Consider the following 17,448-nt stretch of genomic DNA (forward strand, 5'->3'; position numbering starts at 1 on the left):
TCATCTGTCCCAAGTTGGTTAAGGCCCCTGTAGGAGCGAGCTTGCTCGCGAAAAAACCAAGGACAACGCATTCATCCAGACTACGTGCGTCATCGTTGACGATCTTCGCGAGCAAGCTCGCTCCTACAGAGAAAGCGGCGGGCAATTTAGCCTTTTTTCTTGTAGGCCACGCAATCGATCTCGACCTTGCAATCGACCATCATGTTCGCCTGCACACAGGCCCGCGCCGGGGCGTGTTCCGGGGTGAAGTATTCGCCGAACACCTTGTTGAAGCTCCAGAAGTCCCGCGGGTCTTCCAGCCACACGCCGACGCGCACGACGTCTTTCAATTCGTAACCGGCTTCTTCAAGGATCGCCACCACGTTGCGCATGGTCTGGCGGGTCTGTTCGATGATGCCGCCGGTGATGATTTCGCCGTCCACCGCAGGCACTTGGCCTGAGACGTACAACCAACCATCGGCTTCCACCGCACGGGCGAACGGGCGGGGTTGACCACCGCCGGCTGTGCTACCGGCACCGTAACGAGTAATGCTCATAAAAAAGGCTCCTGATTAAAAACGAATGTTCTTGAGAAATTCCGCCAGGCGCGGCGATTGCGGGCGTTCGAAGATATCCTTCGAGGTGCCCTGCTCTTCAATGCGGCCCTGGTTCATGAAAACGATCTTGTCCGAGACTTCATAGGCAAAGCGCATTTCATGGGTGACCAGCAACATGGTCATGCCCTCCTCCGCCAGGCCCTTGATCACACTGAGCACTTCGCCCACCAACTCGGGGTCGAGGGCCGAGGTGACTTCGTCGAACAGCATCAGGCTGGGGTTCATGGCAATGGCACGGGCAATCGCCACACGCTGTTGCTGGCCACCGGACAGTTGGCCGGGGAAGTGGTTGCGACGCTCTAGAAGTCCTACGCGGTCCAGCCACTTTTCCGCCAGTGCGACGGCTTCGTCCTTGCCCATCTTCTTGACCTTGAGCAGGCCGAGGGTGACGTTCTGCAAGGCCGTCAGGTGCGGAAACAGGTTGAATTGCTGGAACGCCATGCCGGTCATCGCACGGTGCTGGGCAATCACGCGCTCAGGGTGGCGCACGCGCTTGCCGGCAATTTCGCTGTAGCCGATGGACTCGCCATCCAGGGTGATCTGGCCGCCCTGGAACTCTTCCAGCAGATTGACGCAACGCAACAGCGTGGTCTTGCCCGAGCCACTGGAGCCGATCAAGGTCACCACGTTGCCGCGCTGCATGGACAGGTCGACGCCCTTGAGCACTTCCACCTGGCCGTATTGCTTACGCAGGCCACGGATGTTCAGCAGCGGTTGGTTGGTGTGAGGTTGGTTCATGGCAAGGCCACCCGCTTTTCAATGTAGCGCCCGAATAACTCGATGGCGTAGTTGATGACAAAGAACATAAAGCCTGCGAACAGGTAGAACTCCAGGGTCATGAAGGTGCGCGCGATCACTTGCTGGGTACTGAGCAGCAACTCGGCCACGCCGATCACCGACAGCAAAGTCGAGGCCTTGACGATTTCCGTGGAGGAATTGACCCAGGTCGGTAGGATCTGGCGCAGCGCCTGGGGCAACAGCACATAGCCCAGGGACTGGTAGAACGTCAGGCCGATCGCCTTGCCCGCCTCCAGTTGCCCACGGGGAATGGCTTGCAGCGCGCCGCGCACGATCTCGGAGACGTGGGAACCGCAAAACAGCGTCAACCCGACCGCGCCGGCCTGGAACGCGGTGATCTGCCAACCGAGCGCCGGCAGCATGTAGAAACACGCCAGCACCAGCACAAACACCGGCGTACCACGGATCAAATCGACATACAGGCGAAACGGTGCACGCATCCAGAACTTGCCGTAGGTCAGGATCAACCCGGCGACAATGCCGATCAGGGTGCCGAAGATAATCGCCAGCGCCGACACATAAACACTGGCCTGAAAGCCCGCCCAGAGGGTGTCCCGGGCGATCCACAACTCATGCAGCCAGCTTGGGGACTCGTACATGAAAGCCCTCCTTAACGACGGATCGCCAGACGCTGTTCCAGGTAACGGAGCAGCATGGCAATGAGGTAACAGGCAGCCACGTAGAGCGCCGTCGTGACCAGCCAGGTTTCAATCACCCGGTAGCTTTCGACATTGATCTTGCGGGCGTAATAGGTCAGCTCCGGCACCGCGATGGCGGCGGCGAGCGACGTGTCCTTGAACAGCGAAATGAAGTTGTTCGACAGCGCGGGCAGCACGTTGCGCAGCATCACCGGCACGGTGATGTAGGCGCGGATACGCCACTCGCCCAGTCCGATGGCCAGCCCGGCTTCGCGCAAGCCCTTGGGAATATTCAACAGTCCGGCGCGGAATACTTCGGTCAGGTAGGCACCGGCGTACAACGACAAAGTGATGATGAACGACGGGATCTTGTCCAGACGGATCCCGAGGCTGGGCAACGCAAAGTAGATCAACAGGATCAACACGAGGATCGGTGTATTGCGCACCACCGTCACGTACACCGAGGCGAAGACACGCAATGCGCGGTGCTTGGAGAGCATGGCAAACGCCATCATCAGGCCGATCACACAGCCGATGGCGATCGACAGCAGCGCCAGCTCAAGGCCCAGGCCGAGCCCCGCCAGCAAGCTGGGGAAGTCGCGCCACACGGCGGCAAAGTTCAACTGATAGTTCATGGTCAGCAGTACCTGATTGGGGCGCCGTCAGCGACGCCCCAGGTTTTCGATTTACTTGAACTCAACCGGGAAGCCGATCGCGGGTTCCGGCAGATCCACACCGAACCACTGCTTGAACGAGGCCTTGTAGGTCGGGAACTCCACGCCGGTCATGGCTTCATGCAGCGCGGTGTTGACGAAGTTCAGCCAGTCCTGGTCGCCACGCTTGACGGCGCACGCGTAGGTCTGCGGGCTCCAGGCGTACGTCGGGCTGCGGTAGCGGCCGGGGTTCTGCACCATCAGGTACTTGACCGAGGACTGGTCGGTGGCGGCGGCATCGGCGCGACCGGAGTTCACGGCCTGGTACATCAGGTCGACGCTGTCGTACTGGTCGACCTTGGCCTTGGGCAACGCCTGGTGCACCAGTTCTTCGGCATACACGTTTTGCAGCACGGCCACGGTGACGCCGTCGCCGCCGGCCTGCAGGTCTTCAATTTCTTTGTACTTGCTGTTGTTCGGCAGCAACAGGCCCACGCCTTCGCGGTAGTACGGCAGGGTGAACGCGACCTGCTGGGCACGGCTGGCGGTGACGGTAATGAACTGGCAACTCATGTCGACCTTGTTGGTCAGCAGGTTAGGAATCCGCGCGTCAGACGACTGCACCACGAACTCGACTTTGCTCGGGTCATTGAACAAACCCTTGGCCACGATGCGGCCGATGTCGATATCAAACCCCTGCAACTTGCCATCCGCTCCCTGGAAGTGCCACGGCGCATTGGTACTGCCTGTACCCACGATCAAGTGCCCACGTTTGAGCACATCATCGAGCTTGCTGTCCGCCGCCTGCACGATGCTGGCGAGGGAAGCCGATGCGGCGAAGAGAAAAACACACGCTTTAAACACGGAAGGTCGGTGATGCATGACAAGCACTCCAGGAGTTGTGTATTCCGCTATACCGGAATTTAGTATGTAACAACGGAATAGACAGCAGAAAGTGTGCCACACGCGGTAACAGAAAAAAACGACATGGATAAATCTGTGTTAAATCAACTAGATAAAAGATGATATGGAGTAAGGCGTTAAGCCAGCACCTGAAATCACTTTGCTACCCAAGGCCCCACACAGCGGTGACAGGCCCCACTTGCGTGCGCCACAAAGGCGTTACCGCGCACCGTTGCAGTGCGCCTGGCGCGTGGAAAAATCCCCACTCTGGGCTAGCCTTGGCACATTCATTCCGACAAGGACTCCGCCCTGATGACGTTCCGCCTCACCCTGGTTTTGCTGTCCTTTCTGGTGGCCGGCAGTGCTTCGGCCAGTAACGACCGCCGCGCCTGCAAGGAAGAACTGCGCAAGCTCAACGCAGCCCTGAGCACCAACTACACCAGCCAGAATCACCACGGCTACCGCCAGGCAAAGGCTTCAAGGGACAACCTTGAATACAAGAAATGCGCAAGCCAGGCGCGCAAGGCGCGGGAACGCTTGGAGCGCGACACGGACCTGTGAAAGTTGACAGTAGACGCAAGGCGTTTGTCGATTTAGCGTGAGCCAAACGACTTTCGGATGAGCGCCAATGAACTACGTCAATGCCGTCATCGAGGACAAGGCAGCCTTTGAGCGGGCGCTGGACACACCTCTTGCCGTGTTTGTGGTGTTTGTGTCTCCTGGCTGTACCGCTTGCGAGGACGCGCTGCCACGCTTTGTGCGTTTGATCGAACCCTACCGGGCACAGATCAAGGTGCTGATTCTCGACTGCACAGACACCCCCCGGCATTCGGCCGTCACCCGAGTGCCGATGCTGTTGGTCTACCAAAATGGCACCTTGCTGGAGACGCTCGCCGGCCTTGGCGAACGTCCTACCCTGGATGTATTGGAGAAATACGCCTGAACCGCCCGCACTGGCGAGACACCGACCAGCGTCTACGCTGCTCAATGCCGTCTCAGCCGATCCAGGGTCAGCAATGTTCAAGACCATTGAAGCCGAAGTCCTCAAGAAACACCCCTCACCCGCCCTGCAACTTGAGTTCGCCCAGCATGATTTCGAGCGACTCAAGCCTTTCTGCCTGCTGATCTACATCGCGAGCATCTGCATCTGGCTGGTGTTCGACCTGATTGTCAGCTTTCCGGGCGGCCAGGGTTTTACCGGGCTTTCGATGCTCTTTCTCGCGCTGCTGACCATCAACACCATTACCCTGGGATTTACCCGCGACGCCCGGCACTTCCAGTGGATCAACCTGATATTCGTCGCGGTCATCGCCCTCGGCACCCGCCTGCTGATCGAAGGCTTGCCGATGGATCTACACCCCAGTTGGTTGATCCTGGCAGCCTCAAGCATCCTCTATAGCGCATCGGTGCTACCGCTCAAGCATTGGTCGTTCATCGCGACAATGCTGATCACCTGGGCATTGCTCAACCCGTTTCACCTGGCCCAGCTCTCGTTGCTGGACGTGCGTGGCGCCTTGGTGACCTTCTATTCGGTGTTCCTGACCTTCCTGACGCTCTACAGCTTCCTGAAACTGCGCCAGGCCAAGCTGCATAACTTCATCATGTCCAGATTACTGCTGGATCAGGCGTACCTCGATACCCTCACCGAAATCCCCAACCGTCGCGCCTTCATGACCAGCGCCGGGAAAAAGCTCAGCCAACAGCCCAAGACGCACGATCACTACCTGGCGATGATCGACATCGACAACTTCAAGAGGGTGAATGATGTGTATGGCCACGACATCGGCGATGAAGTCCTCAAGCGCGTAGCCCAGGACATCAAGGCGGTCATGGTCGACTTCGATTACGCCCGGCTGGGCGGCGAAGAATTCGGGATCTATCTGGCAGGCGTGCGCCGCGAGGATGCGGCGCACTTGGCGGACTTGCTCTGTGCCCGAGTGCGTGAGCAAGCGACCCAACACCCGGTGACCATCAGCATCGGCCTGGCCCGGGTGGAGGATGGTGAAACCCTGAACCAGGCACTGATCAAGGCGGACCAGGCGCTGTATGTGTCAAAGCACGCCGGCAAGGACCGCTTTACGTTTCACGCACCATAGACACCTGGGTCACGCGTCGCTCCTCGACGGCCGCCACACTCAGGCGCCAGCCTTCATGCACCAGGCTGTCGCCCACCACGGGCAGGCGATCCAGCAGACTCATCACCAGGCCGGCCAAAGTCTGGTAATCATCGGTCGCAACCGCGTTGAAGCCCGTGCGCTGACGCACTTGATTAAGGTTCAGTGCACCGTTGGCGCGGAAGCCAGGGCCCTCCTCGACAATATCCGGCCCCTCGATTTCGCTGGCGTCCGGCAACTCACCGGCGATGGACTCGAGAATGTCGGTCATGCTCAACACGCCCATGAAGTCACCGAATTCGTTGATCACGAACGCAATGTGGGTGGACTCCTGACGCATCTGTTCCAGCGCGTTGAGCACCGAGAAACTGTCCAGCAGGTTGATCGCCCGGCGGGCCAGGTGCTCCAGGTTCGGCTCATTACCGGCCAGGTATTCCTTGAGCAGCTCTTTCTTGTGCACGAAACCCAGCGGCTCATCGACCGCGCCGTTGCGGATCAGCGGCAGTCGCGAGTAGGACGAATGCATCAGTTTCAGGCGAATGCTGTCGGGATCGTCCGCCAGATCAATGCAGTCGACCTTGGCCCGCGGTGTCATCAGTGTGCGGATCGGCCGTTCGGCCAGTTGCAGCACGCCGCTGATCATCACGCGCTCGCGCCGATCAAACAGCGGGCCTTGCGCAGCATCCGGCTCACCCAATAGGTCGGCAACCTCATCGCTCACCTCTTCTACCGCCAGGCTACGACCGCCGAGCAGGCGCATCACGGCATGGGCCGTACGCTCACGTACTGGCAACACACCTTGCGCCGACTTCTTGCGGCGGGCCCGTGCGATCTGGTTGAACAACTCGATCAGGATCGAGAAACCAATCGCTGCGTACAGGTAACCCTTCGGAATATGGAAGCCCAGGCCTTCGGCGGTCAGGGCAAAACCGATCATCATCAGGAAGCCCAGGCACAGCATGATCACCGTCGGGTGCGCATTGACGAAGCGGGTCAGCGGCTTGCTCGCGACGATCATCACGCCGATGGATACGATCACCGCGATCATCATCACCGCCAGCTCGTCCACCATGCCCACGGCGGTAATCACCGCATCCAGGGAGAACACCGCATCCAGCACCACGATCTGCGCCACGATCGGCCAGAACATTGCGTAGGCGGCATTGCCCGTGCGCTGGGCCACGTGGCCTTCGAGGCGCTCGTGTAATTCCATGGTGGCCTTGAACAACAGGAACACACCACCAAACAGCATGATCAGGTCGCGGCCCGAGAAGCTCTTGTCGAACACCTCGAACAACGGCTGCGTCAGGGTTACCAGCCAGGAAATACTCGCCAACAGGCCCAGGCGCATCAGCAATGCCAGGGACAATCCGATCAACCGCGCACGGTCACGCTGCTCCGGCGGCAGCTTGTCCGCCAGGATCGCGATAAACACCAGGTTGTCGATGCCCAGTACCAGTTCCAGCACAATCAAGGTCAACAGGCCGAGCCAGGCCGTTGGATCCGCTAACCATTCCATTTATTGAGTCTCTTCAGTCATCGATTTTCAGAACGCCGGGTACGGCAAGGCGCGGTCAGTGGACCGGTACAAGGTTAGCAGTCGGAATACGGGATGCTTCAGAGGGAACAGCGGCAGCGCAAGTCTTGGGGAAAGACGACTGGGGGGCTCCGAGAGGGTGTTCATGCAAGTCCTGAAATAACAAAAGGACTTGAATCCTACATCTGAAACACAAATTTCCTACAACGCAAAACTATTACAAGATCTGTAATCTCACCCGTAGGAGCCGGCTTGCCGGCTCCTGCAGGGGCATCGTGGTGTCAGGACTTACGGGTGGCGTCATCCAACGCCAGAATGGTGTGCGCATTGGTCACCGTGGTGGCCAGCGTATTGATCACCCCCGACCGCAACGCCCCCAGCGTCGCCGCCGCCTTGGTATTTTCGCTGGCAATCGCCACCACATCCGGTATGCGAAACAACTCCTGCACCGTCAACCCGATCACCCGCCCCTGGATCGCGTTGACCGCCGGCTGGCCGTGAATGTCGATGAAGTCATAGCCCATCATGTCACCCACCGTGCCGGACAACCGGGCCTGGGCGATTTCCTGCGGTGAGAACCAGCCCATGCGCACCATATTGCTGTTTTCACTCATGTCGCCAATGCCGATCAACGCAATATCCGCGCGCCGCGCCCGATCCAGCGTGGAGCGCACGGTGTCGTTATTGATCAGCACCCCGCGCAACTCCGGGTTCGCCACCAGGGCCGGGGCATACAAGCTTTCACTCTCCCCCCCGAAGCGCAGCGCCAGGCGCCGGCAGATATGGTCGGGGTTCATGTATTCGCCGGCTTTGAGTGATCCGCCGATCGCACAGACAAACGTACAATTGCGCGTGACCGGCAAAAACACGTTGTCAGCAACGGCCCCAACGTTACGCCCCATGCCTACCGCGACAATCATGCCATCGCTCAGCGTCTTGTTCAGGTAGTTGGCCACCAGACTGGCAACGGCCGAGCGCTGGGTGTCGGGCTCGCTGTGGTCCACGGCAATCAAGGCGCGGTCCAGCTTGAAGCGCTGCACCAATGCCTGCTCCAGCTCGTTGTTCATGGCCGGGTGCTGCAGCACGCGCACCTCGACGATGCCCTCATCGCGCGCACGCTTGAGCAAGCGGCTGACTTTCGCCCGCGACAGGTCGAAGCGCTTGGCAATGGCTTCCTGAGTGACGTTCTCAAGGTAATAGAGCATTGCCACTTCGGTCATCTGATCGATATCGCTGGCAATGCGCTGGGTACTGTCACTCATGGGGACGGGCTTCCGTTTCGGCGTCAAAGGGGCATTCTCCCGACTCTTGCCCCGTTTAGTCCACTACTGATGCCCGTCGCGCTCGATCGCGTTGATGCGCTCGACCTTGGCGCCGGAACGCGCCGACTCGAACTCCGACTCCAGGAACGATTTGACGATGCTTTTGGCCAGCTCCGCACCGATCACCCGCGCGCCTATGGACAGGATTTGCGCATCGTTACTCTTGCGCGCCCGCTCCGCCGAATAGGTGTCATGGGCCTGGGCCGCACGGATGCCCAGCACCTTGTTGGCGGAAATGGCCATGCCAATCCCGGTGCCACACACCAACACACCCAGGCGCTGCTGCCCGGCATTGATCGCGTTGGCCACGGCCAGGGCGATGTCGGGGTAAAGCACCGGCGCGGTGGAATGGGTACCGAAGTCGGTCACCGGGTAACCCAGCGCCTCGATATGGCGCTTCAACAGCTCTTTGAGCTCAAAACCCGCTTCATCGCATCCGATAGCCACCGGGAAAGGTGTGTTCATGGCGTCTGGCTCCGCTGCCGTGATCGTGCTTATGACTGATCATATGATCACTCAATGAAATTTCGCTCAGTCATTTCGCCGTTAACCACCCCTCACTGTCAAGCATGATTTAACTGACCTGCCAGTCAAAGGCGCCTAAAAAGGCCTTCTTGACGAGCAAGACGAGATTCAGCGCTTTTACATGAAAGAGATTGACTGATCAGAATTTCATTTGATACACATATGATCACAGCGAAACATGACTGTGCGACCTAATAAGAATTCACAGCACGAGGACACGCCGATGGCCACGCCATTACTGCTCCAGGCTGAACACGTCGCCAAGGCTTACGCCGGGGTCCCTGCCCTGCGTGACGGGCGCCTCTCTCTGCGGGCCGGCAGCGTCCACGCCCTGTGCGGCGGCAATGGCGCAGGCAAATCGACATTTCTGAGCATCCTGATGGGCATCACCCAGCGTGACGCCGGCAGCATTCTGCTCAACGGCGCACCGGTGCAGTTCAACCGCCCGAGTGAAGCGCTGGCAGCGGGGATCGCGATGATCACCCAGGAGCTGGAACCTATCCCCTACATGACCGTCGCCGAGAACATCTGGCTGGGGCGAGAACCACGCCGCGCAGGTTGCATCGTCGACAACAAGGCCCTGAACCGGCGCACCCGCGAATTGCTGGAAAGCCTGGAGTTCGACGTCGAGGCCACCAGCCCCATGCACCGCTTGAGCGTCGCGCAGATTCAACTGGTGGAAATCGCCAAGGCCTTCAGCCATGACTGCCAGGTGATGATCATGGACGAACCCACCTCGGCCATTGGCGAACACGAGGCGCAAACCCTGTTCAAGGCCATCCGCCGCCTGACGGCACGGGGCGCCGGCATTGTGTATGTGTCGCACCGCCTCAGCGAACTGGCGCAGATCGCCGACGACTACAGCATCTTCCGCGACGGCGCCTTCGTCGAAAGCGGACGCATGGCGGACATTGATCGCGACCATCTGGTACGCGGCATCGTCGGCCAGGAATTGACTCGCATCGACCACAAGGTCGGTCGCGAATGCGCGGCCAACACCTGCCTGCAAGTCGACAACCTAAGCCGCACCGGAGAGTTCCACGACATCAGCCTGCAATTGCGCCAAGGCGAAATCCTCGGCATTTATGGCTTGATGGGTTCGGGGCGCAGCGAGTTCCTCAACTGCATCTATGGCCTGACGGTCGCGGACTCCGGCAGTGTCACCCTGCAAGGCAAACCCATGCCGATCGGGCTGCCCAAGGCGACCATCAATGCCGGCATGTCGCTGGTCACAGAAGACCGCAAGGACAGTGGCCTGGTGCTCACCGGCAGTATTCTTTCGAACATTGCCCTGTCGGCCTACAAGCGCCTTTCGAGTTGGTCGCTGATCAATTCGCGCAAGGAAATCCAATTGGCCCAGGACATGGTCAAGCGCCTGCAGATCAAGACCACGTCCCTGGAATTGCCGGTGGCGTCCATGAGCGGCGGCAACCAGCAGAAAGTGGTGCTCGCCAAATGCCTGTCCACCGAGCCGGTCTGCCTGCTGTGTGACGAACCGACCCGTGGCATCGATGAAGGCGCCAAGCAGGAGATCTACCACCTGCTCGACCAGTTCGTGCGCGGCGGTGGCGCTGCCATCGTGGTCTCGTCGGAAGCGCCGGAACTGCTGCACCTGAGCGATCGCATCGCCGTATTCAAGGGCGGCCGGCTGGTGACCATCAGCACCGACACCGCCCTTTCCCAGGAAGCCTTGTTGAGTCTTGCCTCATGAATGCCAAAACCCTCGCAGCACCTGTCACTGCCGCGCCGCGCAATCGCCTGCGTCTGTCCCTCGACCGTTTCGGCCTGCCGCTGGTGTTTATCCTGCTGTGCGTGGTGATGGCGTTCTCCAGTGAATACTTCATGACCTGGCGCAACTGGATGGACATCCTGCGCCAGACCTCAATCAACGGCATCCTCGCGGTGGGCATGACCTATGTGATCCTGACCAAGGGCATCGACTTGTCCGTGGGCTCGATCCTGGCCTTTGCCGGCTTGTGCAGTGCCATGGTAGCGACCCAGGGGTACGGCTTGCTGGCGGCGGTCAGTGCCGGGATGTTTGCCGGCGCGATGCTCGGCGTGGTGAACGGCTTCATGGTCGCGAACCTGTCGATCCCGCCATTCGTGGCCACCTTGGGCATGCTCAGCATCGCGCGCGGCATGACCTTTATCCTTAACGATGGCAGCCCGATCACCGACCTGCCCGACGCCTACCTGGCGCTGGGTATCGGCAAGATCGGCCCGATCGGCGTGCCCATCGTCATCTTCGCGGTGGTCGCACTGATCTTCTGGATGGTGCTGCGCTACACGACCTACGGCCGCTACGTGTACGCAGTGGGCGGCAATGAAAAGAGCGCACGCACCTCAGGCATCGGCGTGCGCAAGGTGATGTTTTCGGTGTACGTGGTCTCGGGCCTGCTCGCCGGACTGGCCGGCGTGGTGCTCTCGGCCCGCACCACCTCTGCCCTGCCCCAGGCCGGAGTGTCCTATGAACTGGACGCGATTGCCGCCGTGGTGATCGGCGGCACCAGCTTGTCGGGCGGCACCGGCAGCATTGTCGGCACGCTGTTCGGCGCACTGTTGATCGGGGTGATCAACAACGGGCTGAACCTGCTCGGCGTGTCCTCTTATTACCAGCAGGTCGCCAAGGGCCTGATCATTGTGTTCGCAGTACTGATCGACGTGTGGCGCAAGAAAAAACGCTAGAGAACGACCCACAACAATAACCGGAGTTCTACTCATGAAACTTGGTACCACCTTGGCCGCCACAGCGGCCCTCTCCCTGCTCGCCTGCAGTATCGCCATGGCCGCCGATGGCAAGACCTACAAGGTCGGCGCAGCCGTCTACGGCCTCAAGGGCCAGTTCATGCAGAACTGGGTCCGCGAGCTCAAGGAACACCCGGCGGTCAAGGACGGCACCGTGCAGTTGACCGTGTTCGACGGCAACTACGACGCCCTCACCCAGAACAACCAGATCGAAAACATGGTGACCCAACGCTACGACGCCATCCTGTTCGTACCGATCGACACCAAGGCCGGCGTGGGCACCGTCAAGGCAGCCATGAGCAACGACGTGGTGGTCATCGCCTCCAATACGAAAGTAGCCGATGCCTCTGTGCCGTATGTGGGTAACGATGATGTCGAAGGCGGTCGCCTGCAGGCCCAGGCCATGGTCGACAAGCTCAATGGCAAAGGCAACGTGGTGATTATCCAGGGACCGATTGGCCAGTCGGCACAGATCGACCGTGAGAAAGGCGAGCTGGAAGTGCTGGGCAAACACCCGGACATCAAGATCATCGAGAAAAAAACCGCCAACTGGGACCGCGCCCAGGCCCTGGCGCTCACCGAAGACTGGTTGAACGCCCACCCCAAAGGCATCAACGGCGTGATCGCGCAGAACGACGACATGGCCCTCGGCGCCGTGCAGGCCCTGAAGTCCCACGGGCTGACCTCCAAGGACGTGCCGGTCACCTCGATCGATGGTATGCCGGACGCGATCCAGGCAGCGAAGAAAGACGAAGTCACCACCTTCCTCCAGGACGCCCAGGCCCAGTCCCAGGGTGCGCTGGACGTGGCGCTGCGCGCACTGGCCGGCAAGGACTACAAGCCGCAATCGGTGATCTGGGAGCGCTATGCCAAGGACGTGAAATGGGGTGACGGCACGGCGAAGAACTACATCCTGCCGTGGGTGCCGGTTACCAATGCCAACGCCGATGCGCTGTACAAACAAGTCAGCGGCTCCAAGTAGTACACGATCAAAATGTGGGAGCTGGCTTGCCTGCGATGGCATCACCGGGTTGCGACTGACACACCGAGGTGCATCGCAGGCAAGCCAGCTCCCACATTGGATCTTCAACACCTTTGAAAATGGAGTCATTCATGTCTGGATTCTGGAACCAAGCCTTCGACGTCACCGGCCGCTGCGCGGTGATTACCGGTGGCGCTGCCGGGATCGGCCTGGCCTGTGCCAGCCTGCTGGTAGAACGCGGCGCCCGCGTGGCGCTGCTGGACCGTGACCCGGCAGTGGTCGAGGTAGCCGCCAGCCTGGGCGCCGAGCATCTGGGCATTGCCGTCGACCTCGGCCAGATCGGCCAGATACAACACACCATCGACACGGTTTTCGAACACTTCCAACGCCTGGATTACCTGATCAACAGCGCCGGCGTGGTCCTGCTGGACAAGGCCATCGACGTGAGCGAAAGCGCCTGGGACACCACCTTGGACATCAACCTCAAGGCTAGCTTCTTCGTAGCCCAGGCCTGCGCCCGGCACATGCTCGCCCAAGGCAGCGGACGCATCGTCAACCTCGCCTCCCAGGCGGCCGTGATCGGCCTCGACCGGCACGTCGCCTATTGCGCAAGTAAGGCGGCGATCGTCGGCATGACCAAGGTACTGGCCATGGAATGGGCCCCCCACATCAACGTCAACGCCATCTCTCCCACCATCGTCGAGACAGCCCTGGGCAAGAAAGCCTGGGCGGGCGAAGTGGGTGAAAAGGCCAAGTTGCAGATCCCGGCGGGCCGCTTTGCCCAGCCGGAAGAAATCGCCGGGCTGGCGTTATACCTGCTCAGTGATGCGGCGCAGATGATCACCGGCGCCAACATGGTGATCGACGGCGGCTACAGCATTCAGTAATTCATCTTCTTGTCGTGAGGTTTTGTCATGTCCACCGTCACCGAACGCACACCCGAACAACTGTCCCCAGTCATCCCGAAAACCATGCAGGCCGTGGTGTGCCATGGCCCGGAAGATTACCGCCTGGAAACCGTCGACGTGCCTACGCCCGGCCCCGATGAAATCCTCACCAAAGTCGAGTTGTGTGGCATCTGCATGGGCGACATCAAGACCTATCGCGGCGCCCCGTCGTTCTGGGGTGACGCCGAACAACCCCGCTACGTGAAGCCGCCGATGATCCCCGGCCATGAATTCGTCTGCCGCGTGGTTGCCCTGGGCCCAGGTGCAGAAAAACGCGGGGTGACGGTCGGTGATCGGGTGATTTCCGAACAGATCGTGCCGTGCTGGGGCTGCCGCTTCTGCAACCACGGCCAATACTGGATGTGCCAGAAGCACGACCTGTATGGCTTCCAGAACAATGTGCAGGGCGCCATGGCCCAGTACATGATCTTCACCAAGGAAGGCATCATCCATAAAGTGCCGGAGTCCATCGCCCCCGACGAAGCAATTCTGATCGAGCCGCTGGCCTGCTCGCTGCACGCGGCGGAGCGCGCCAATGTCGACCACGACGACATCGTGGTGGTCGCCGGCGCCGGCACCCTGGGCTTGGGCATCATCGGCGCCGTGCGCCTGCGCAACCCAAAAAAACTCATCGTGCTGGACATGAAACCCGAACGCGCCGCCCTGGCCCTGCGCATGGGCGCCGACGAAGTCTGGAACCCGGCCGAGGTGGACGTACTGGCGAAAATCCGCGAGATCACCGATGGCTATGGCTGCGACATTTACATCGAGGCCACCGGGCACCACAAGGCCGTGAACCAGGGCCTGGCGATGCTGCGAAAACTGGGGCGTTTCGTCGAATTCAGTGTATTCAACGACGAGGCCACCGTAGATTGGTCGATCATTGGTGACCGCAAGGAGCTCGACATTCTCGGCTCACACCTGGGGCCGTATATGTACCCACGCGCCATCGACTTTATCGGCAACCGCAAGATCGACATGCGCGACGTGGTGACCCACAAGTTTGCGCTGGCGGACTTCAAGGAAGCCTTTGCCGTCATGGAGCGTGGAGACAAGTCACTCAAAGTGGTATTGGAACCTTGAACCGCCCATTCCTTATAAAAAGAACACAGGAACCCGCGTTATGAATCGAGTCATCAACGATCCGGACCAGGTGGTCGAGGACATGCTGCGCGGCATTCTGGTCGCGCACCCCGAGCTGCGCCAGTTCGAGACCAACCCACGCGTCATCGTCAAGGCCAGGCCTTCTGCGCCCGGCCGTGTCGGCGTTGTCACCGGCGGCGGGTCGGGCCATGAGCCGGCCTTCCTTGGCTACGTCGGCCCAGGCCTGGTGGATGCCGTGGCGGTGGGCGAGATCTTTTCCTCACCCACCGCCAAGAGCTTTTTCGACGCCTTCCGCGCCGCCGACCATGGCGCAGGCGTGGCCTGCCTTTACGGTAACTACGCTGGCGACAACATGAACGTGAAGCTGGCGATGAAAATGGCCGCCAGCAAAGACATGCGCATCCGTACGGTGGTCGCCAACGACGACGTAGCGTCCGCCCCCAAGGCCGAGATTGCCAAGCGCCGTGGCGTGGCCGGGGAGATCTTCATGTGGAAGATCGGTGGCGCTGCTGCCGCTCAGCATTACGACCTGGACGGCGTGATCCGGGTCGCACAAAAAACCGTGGATAACTGCCGCTCGATTGGTATCGGCCTCACGCCGTGCACCATTGCAGCAGTGGGCAAGCCGAACTTCCAGATCCCTGACGGCCAGATGGAACTGGGCATCGGTCATCATGGCGAACCGGGCATCGAGGTAATCCCCATCGAACCGGCTGCCGCCATGGCCGAACGCATGCTCGCGCCGATCCTCGCCGACCGCGACTTCAGCCAGGACGACAGTGTGGTAGTGCTGGTCTCGGGCCTGGGCGCCACGCCGGTCATGGAGTTGTATGTTTTCTATGCCGAGGTCGAAAAACAGCTCACGGCCAAAGGCTTGAGGATTCACCGCTGCTACGTCGGCAACTACTTCACCTCCCTGGAAATGATGGGCGTGACCCTGACCCTGCTCGGCCTCGACGCAGAGCTTGCCACCCTGATCGATCAACCCTGCCGCTCCATCGGCATGACCCAGGCGGAGTGAACCATGAGCCAGCATTTTTCCACCCGTGACGGCGGCGCCATCGTCAGCGACCTGGTCAGCGTGATCGTCGCCAACCGCGAATACCTCAGTGAAATCGACGGCGCCATCGGCGATGGCGACCACGGCATCAACATGGCCAAGGGTTTTGCCCATTGCGGGCGCACCATTGAAGGACGCCAACTGACCCTGGCCGAGGCGCTCGACGAGTTGACCCTCAGCTTGATGGAAGGCATCGGCGGCTCCATGGGCCCCTTGTATGGCAGCCTGTTTATCGGCATGGCCGATGAAGTGCGCAGCAGTGATGACATCGACGCCGCAACCTTTGCTCATTTGCTGCGCGGCGGCTTGACCTCGCTGCAGGACATTACGGACGCGGGTGTGGGCGATAAATGCCTGATGGACACCCTGATCCCGGCGGTTGAGGCCTTTGAGCGGGCGCACGCCTCAGGGGCTTCCTTCAGCGACGCACTGACTGCGATGAAAGCCGCTGCCTCCCAGGGCCGCGACTCGACCAAGGACCTGGTGGCCAAGATCGGCCGCGCCAGTCGCCTGGGCGAACGCTCCCTCGGCGTGCTGGATGCCGGCGCGGTGTCGTGCTGCCTGATCCTCACGCGTCTGGCCGATTCGGTGCAGCCGCGACTGTCTGCTTGACCTGCTGGATATACCGCACAACCGCCGGCGCTTTTTCGAAGCGCCGGTGAATCAGCGACAGCCACGACGATGCGTCACCGCCCTGAATGCTGCGGTACACCACGCCTGGCAGACTCACATGCCCGACCATGGACGCCGGCACCACCGCCACGCCCTGCCCGAGCGACACCAACGCCACCACCGCCACCAACCCACCGGGTTGCGGCCCCAGGCGCGGTGCGTAGCCACCTTGCGCGGCCACCTGCAAGGTGCCGCTGATTTGCTCCGGCAAGATGAATGTCTCGTTCTCCAAATGCTCGCAACCGATGGCCTTGAGCCCCAGCAGCCAGGAGTCCTGGGGCAACGCCAAGACAAACCCTTCGCTGTCCAGGCGCACCGCCTCGACCCCCTCCGGCAGCGTCATGGGCGAGCGTATGTAACCAATATCGACACGCCCGTCCGCTACCGCGCCAGGCAACGTCGCCATCGCACATTCGCGCACATTCACGCTCACATCCGGAAACGCCTGGCCGAACGCCTGCATTTGCCGCTGCAACAGGCCCGAATACACCGCCGACGCCACATAGCCCAATTCGATATGGCCGATCTCGCCACGCCCGGCGCGCTGGGCATTGCGCTGGGCGAACTCGAACTGGCGCACGGTAGCCTCGGCTTCGATCAATAAGGCAGCACCGGCTTCGGTCAGGCTGACTTCGCGTTGCTGGCGGATAAACAGACGCGTTCCCAGCGCCGCTTCCATATCCTGGATCTGACGGCTTAGCGTCGGGGGCGCAATGCCCAATTGCTCCGCGGCCCGCGTGAAGTTGCGCTGGCGGGCAACGGCCAGGAAGTAGCGAAAATGACGAATATCCATAACAGCATTAGCTCAAAGGTAATGAAGTGCTTCATGGTGGCTAACAAAGATACTGCTGG

The 17,448-nt window shown here is 60.6% G+C and carries 19 protein-coding genes; 10 read left to right on the forward strand and 9 right to left on the reverse strand.

All coding sequences use genetic code 11. The features are described from left to right. Window positions 1–146: 146 nt before the first annotated feature. From HX793_RS24030 to HX793_RS24050, 5 genes are read right to left on the reverse strand one after another with little or no spacing between them, the layout of a single operon-like run. A complete protein-coding gene (locus HX793_RS24030) occupies window positions 147–536 on the reverse strand; it encodes a RidA family protein (RefSeq protein ID WP_010210958.1) in 390 nt (129 codons plus the stop codon). 15 nt (window positions 537–551) lie between these two features. Beyond that, on the reverse strand, window positions 552–1,334 hold the full coding sequence (locus HX793_RS24035) for an amino acid ABC transporter ATP-binding protein (RefSeq protein ID WP_016976585.1): 783 nt from the start codon (window positions 1,332–1,334) through the stop codon (window positions 552–554). Beyond that, window positions 1,331–1,993, reverse strand: a complete 663-nt coding sequence (locus HX793_RS24040) for an amino acid ABC transporter permease (RefSeq protein WP_016976586.1) — start codon at window positions 1,991–1,993, stop codon at window positions 1,331–1,333. Before HX793_RS24040 ends, HX793_RS24035 begins: the two co-directional genes overlap by 4 nt. A gap of 11 nt (window positions 1,994–2,004) precedes the next feature. Beyond that, on the reverse strand, window positions 2,005–2,667 hold the full coding sequence (locus tag HX793_RS24045; RefSeq protein WP_010210962.1) for an amino acid ABC transporter permease: 663 nt from the start codon (window positions 2,665–2,667) through the stop codon (window positions 2,005–2,007). 51 nt (window positions 2,668–2,718) lie between these two features. After that, on the reverse strand, window positions 2,719–3,567 hold the full coding sequence (locus tag HX793_RS24050; RefSeq protein ID WP_177053743.1) for a transporter substrate-binding protein: 849 nt from the start codon (window positions 3,565–3,567) through the stop codon (window positions 2,719–2,721). A 333-nt stretch (window positions 3,568–3,900) separates the two neighbouring features. Between HX793_RS24050 and HX793_RS24055 the strand changes: the two genes are divergently transcribed. From HX793_RS24055 to HX793_RS24065, 3 genes are all read left to right on the forward strand, one after another. Beyond that, on the forward strand, window positions 3,901–4,149 hold the full coding sequence (locus HX793_RS24055) for a hypothetical protein (RefSeq protein WP_016976588.1): 249 nt from the start codon (window positions 3,901–3,903) through the stop codon (window positions 4,147–4,149). 67 nt (window positions 4,150–4,216) lie between these two features. Then, window positions 4,217–4,531, forward strand: a complete 315-nt coding sequence (locus tag HX793_RS24060) for a thioredoxin domain-containing protein (protein WP_177053744.1) — start codon at window positions 4,217–4,219, stop codon at window positions 4,529–4,531. 73 nt (window positions 4,532–4,604) lie between these two features. Next, window positions 4,605–5,684, forward strand: coding sequence for a GGDEF domain-containing protein (locus HX793_RS24065; protein WP_016976590.1), 1,080 nt, complete (start codon window positions 4,605–4,607; stop codon window positions 5,682–5,684). On the opposite strand, the gene HX793_RS24070 is transcribed toward HX793_RS24065, so the two are convergent. The 3 genes from HX793_RS24070 to rpiB all read right to left on the reverse strand — a co-directional run bounded on the left by HX793_RS24070 (window position 5,665) and on the right by rpiB (window position 9,026). Next, window positions 5,665–7,221 carry a TerC family protein gene (locus HX793_RS24070; protein WP_016976591.1) on the reverse strand — a complete coding sequence of 519 codons (1,557 nt, stop codon included), beginning with the start codon at window positions 7,219–7,221 and terminating at the stop codon, window positions 5,665–5,667. The two genes, HX793_RS24065 and HX793_RS24070, sit on opposite strands and share 20 nt — an antisense overlap. Window positions 7,222–7,520: 299 nt before the next feature. Next, window positions 7,521–8,501: a sugar-binding transcriptional regulator gene (locus tag HX793_RS24075; protein WP_177002787.1), complete on the reverse strand. Its 981-nt coding sequence runs from the start codon at window positions 8,499–8,501 to the stop codon at window positions 7,521–7,523. 63 nt (window positions 8,502–8,564) lie between these two features. Beyond that, a complete protein-coding gene (rpiB, locus tag HX793_RS24080; protein ID WP_010210973.1) occupies window positions 8,565–9,026 on the reverse strand; it encodes a ribose 5-phosphate isomerase B in 462 nt (153 codons plus the stop codon). A gap of 283 nt (window positions 9,027–9,309) precedes the next feature. Between rpiB and HX793_RS24085 the strand changes: the two genes are divergently transcribed. The 7 genes from HX793_RS24085 to dhaL all read left to right on the forward strand — a co-directional run bounded on the left by HX793_RS24085 (window position 9,310) and on the right by dhaL (window position 16,536). After that, window positions 9,310–10,797 (forward strand): sugar ABC transporter ATP-binding protein, encoded by a 1,488-nt coding sequence (locus HX793_RS24085; RefSeq protein ID WP_177053746.1) that lies wholly within the window; start codon window positions 9,310–9,312, stop codon window positions 10,795–10,797. After that, window positions 10,794–11,771: an ABC transporter permease gene (locus HX793_RS24090; RefSeq protein ID WP_016977121.1), complete on the forward strand. Its 978-nt coding sequence runs from the start codon at window positions 10,794–10,796 to the stop codon at window positions 11,769–11,771. Before HX793_RS24085 ends, HX793_RS24090 begins: the two co-directional genes overlap by 4 nt. 34 nt (window positions 11,772–11,805) lie before the next feature. Continuing rightward, window positions 11,806–12,813: a substrate-binding domain-containing protein gene (locus tag HX793_RS24095; protein ID WP_016977120.1), complete on the forward strand. Its 1,008-nt coding sequence runs from the start codon at window positions 11,806–11,808 to the stop codon at window positions 12,811–12,813. Window positions 12,814–12,944: 131 nt separating this feature from the next. Continuing rightward, window positions 12,945–13,700, forward strand: coding sequence for an SDR family oxidoreductase (locus HX793_RS24100; protein WP_177061909.1), 756 nt, complete (start codon window positions 12,945–12,947; stop codon window positions 13,698–13,700). Window positions 13,701–13,727: 27 nt separating this feature from the next. Continuing rightward, entirely contained in the window at window positions 13,728–14,843 is a 1,116-nt protein-coding gene (locus HX793_RS24105) for an erythritol/L-threitol dehydrogenase (protein ID WP_016977118.1), read from the forward strand. Between the two features lie 40 nt (window positions 14,844–14,883). Then, window positions 14,884–15,885 (forward strand): dihydroxyacetone kinase subunit DhaK, encoded by a 1,002-nt coding sequence (locus tag HX793_RS24110; RefSeq protein WP_177061907.1) that lies wholly within the window; start codon window positions 14,884–14,886, stop codon window positions 15,883–15,885. A gap of 3 nt (window positions 15,886–15,888) precedes the next feature. Beyond that, window positions 15,889–16,536, forward strand: coding sequence for a dihydroxyacetone kinase subunit DhaL (gene dhaL, locus HX793_RS24115; protein ID WP_177053748.1), 648 nt, complete (start codon window positions 15,889–15,891; stop codon window positions 16,534–16,536). Here the strand turns inward: dhaL and HX793_RS24120 are convergent. Next, the gene (locus tag HX793_RS24120; protein ID WP_177094383.1) at window positions 16,493–17,389 is read right to left on the reverse strand and encodes a LysR family transcriptional regulator; all 897 of its coding nucleotides are present in this window, start codon (window positions 17,387–17,389) and stop codon (window positions 16,493–16,495) included. The genes dhaL and HX793_RS24120 overlap by 44 nt on opposite strands. Between the last annotated feature and the right edge of the window lie 59 nt (window positions 17,390–17,448).

The organism is Pseudomonas reactans (assembly GCF_013387025.1).
Taxonomy (GTDB): Bacteria; Pseudomonadota; Gammaproteobacteria; order Pseudomonadales; family Pseudomonadaceae; genus Aquipseudomonas; species Aquipseudomonas reactans.

Coding starts and splice junctions, on each gene's coding strand:
- HX793_RS24110 (WP_177061907.1), top strand. CDS start 14,884: ATGAATCGAGTCATCAACGATCCGGACCAGGTGGTCGAGGACATGCTG.
- HX793_RS24030 (WP_010210958.1), bottom strand. CDS start 536: ATGAGCATTACTCGTTACGGTGCCGGTAGCACAGCCGGCGGTGGTCAA.
- HX793_RS24085 (WP_177053746.1), top strand. CDS start 9,310: ATGGCCACGCCATTACTGCTCCAGGCTGAACACGTCGCCAAGGCTTAC.
- HX793_RS24120 (WP_177094383.1), bottom strand. CDS start 17,389: ATGGATATTCGTCATTTTCGCTACTTCCTGGCCGTTGCCCGCCAGCGC.
- HX793_RS24090 (WP_016977121.1), top strand. CDS start 10,794: ATGAATGCCAAAACCCTCGCAGCACCTGTCACTGCCGCGCCGCGCAAT.
- HX793_RS24105 (WP_016977118.1), top strand. CDS start 13,728: ATGTCCACCGTCACCGAACGCACACCCGAACAACTGTCCCCAGTCATC.
- dhaL (WP_177053748.1), top strand. CDS start 15,889: ATGAGCCAGCATTTTTCCACCCGTGACGGCGGCGCCATCGTCAGCGAC.
- HX793_RS24070 (WP_016976591.1), bottom strand. CDS start 7,221: ATGGAATGGTTAGCGGATCCAACGGCCTGGCTCGGCCTGTTGACCTTG.
- HX793_RS24060 (WP_177053744.1), top strand. CDS start 4,217: ATGAACTACGTCAATGCCGTCATCGAGGACAAGGCAGCCTTTGAGCGG.
- HX793_RS24065 (WP_016976590.1), top strand. CDS start 4,605: ATGTTCAAGACCATTGAAGCCGAAGTCCTCAAGAAACACCCCTCACCC.
- rpiB (WP_010210973.1), bottom strand. CDS start 9,026: ATGAACACACCTTTCCCGGTGGCTATCGGATGCGATGAAGCGGGTTTT.
- HX793_RS24050 (WP_177053743.1), bottom strand. CDS start 3,567: ATGCATCACCGACCTTCCGTGTTTAAAGCGTGTGTTTTTCTCTTCGCC.
- HX793_RS24055 (WP_016976588.1), top strand. CDS start 3,901: ATGACGTTCCGCCTCACCCTGGTTTTGCTGTCCTTTCTGGTGGCCGGC.
- HX793_RS24035 (WP_016976585.1), bottom strand. CDS start 1,334: ATGAACCAACCTCACACCAACCAACCGCTGCTGAACATCCGTGGCCTG.
- HX793_RS24045 (WP_010210962.1), bottom strand. CDS start 2,667: ATGAACTATCAGTTGAACTTTGCCGCCGTGTGGCGCGACTTCCCCAGC.
- HX793_RS24040 (WP_016976586.1), bottom strand. CDS start 1,993: ATGTACGAGTCCCCAAGCTGGCTGCATGAGTTGTGGATCGCCCGGGAC.
- HX793_RS24095 (WP_016977120.1), top strand. CDS start 11,806: ATGAAACTTGGTACCACCTTGGCCGCCACAGCGGCCCTCTCCCTGCTC.
- HX793_RS24075 (WP_177002787.1), bottom strand. CDS start 8,501: ATGAGTGACAGTACCCAGCGCATTGCCAGCGATATCGATCAGATGACC.
- HX793_RS24100 (WP_177061909.1), top strand. CDS start 12,945: ATGTCTGGATTCTGGAACCAAGCCTTCGACGTCACCGGCCGCTGCGCG.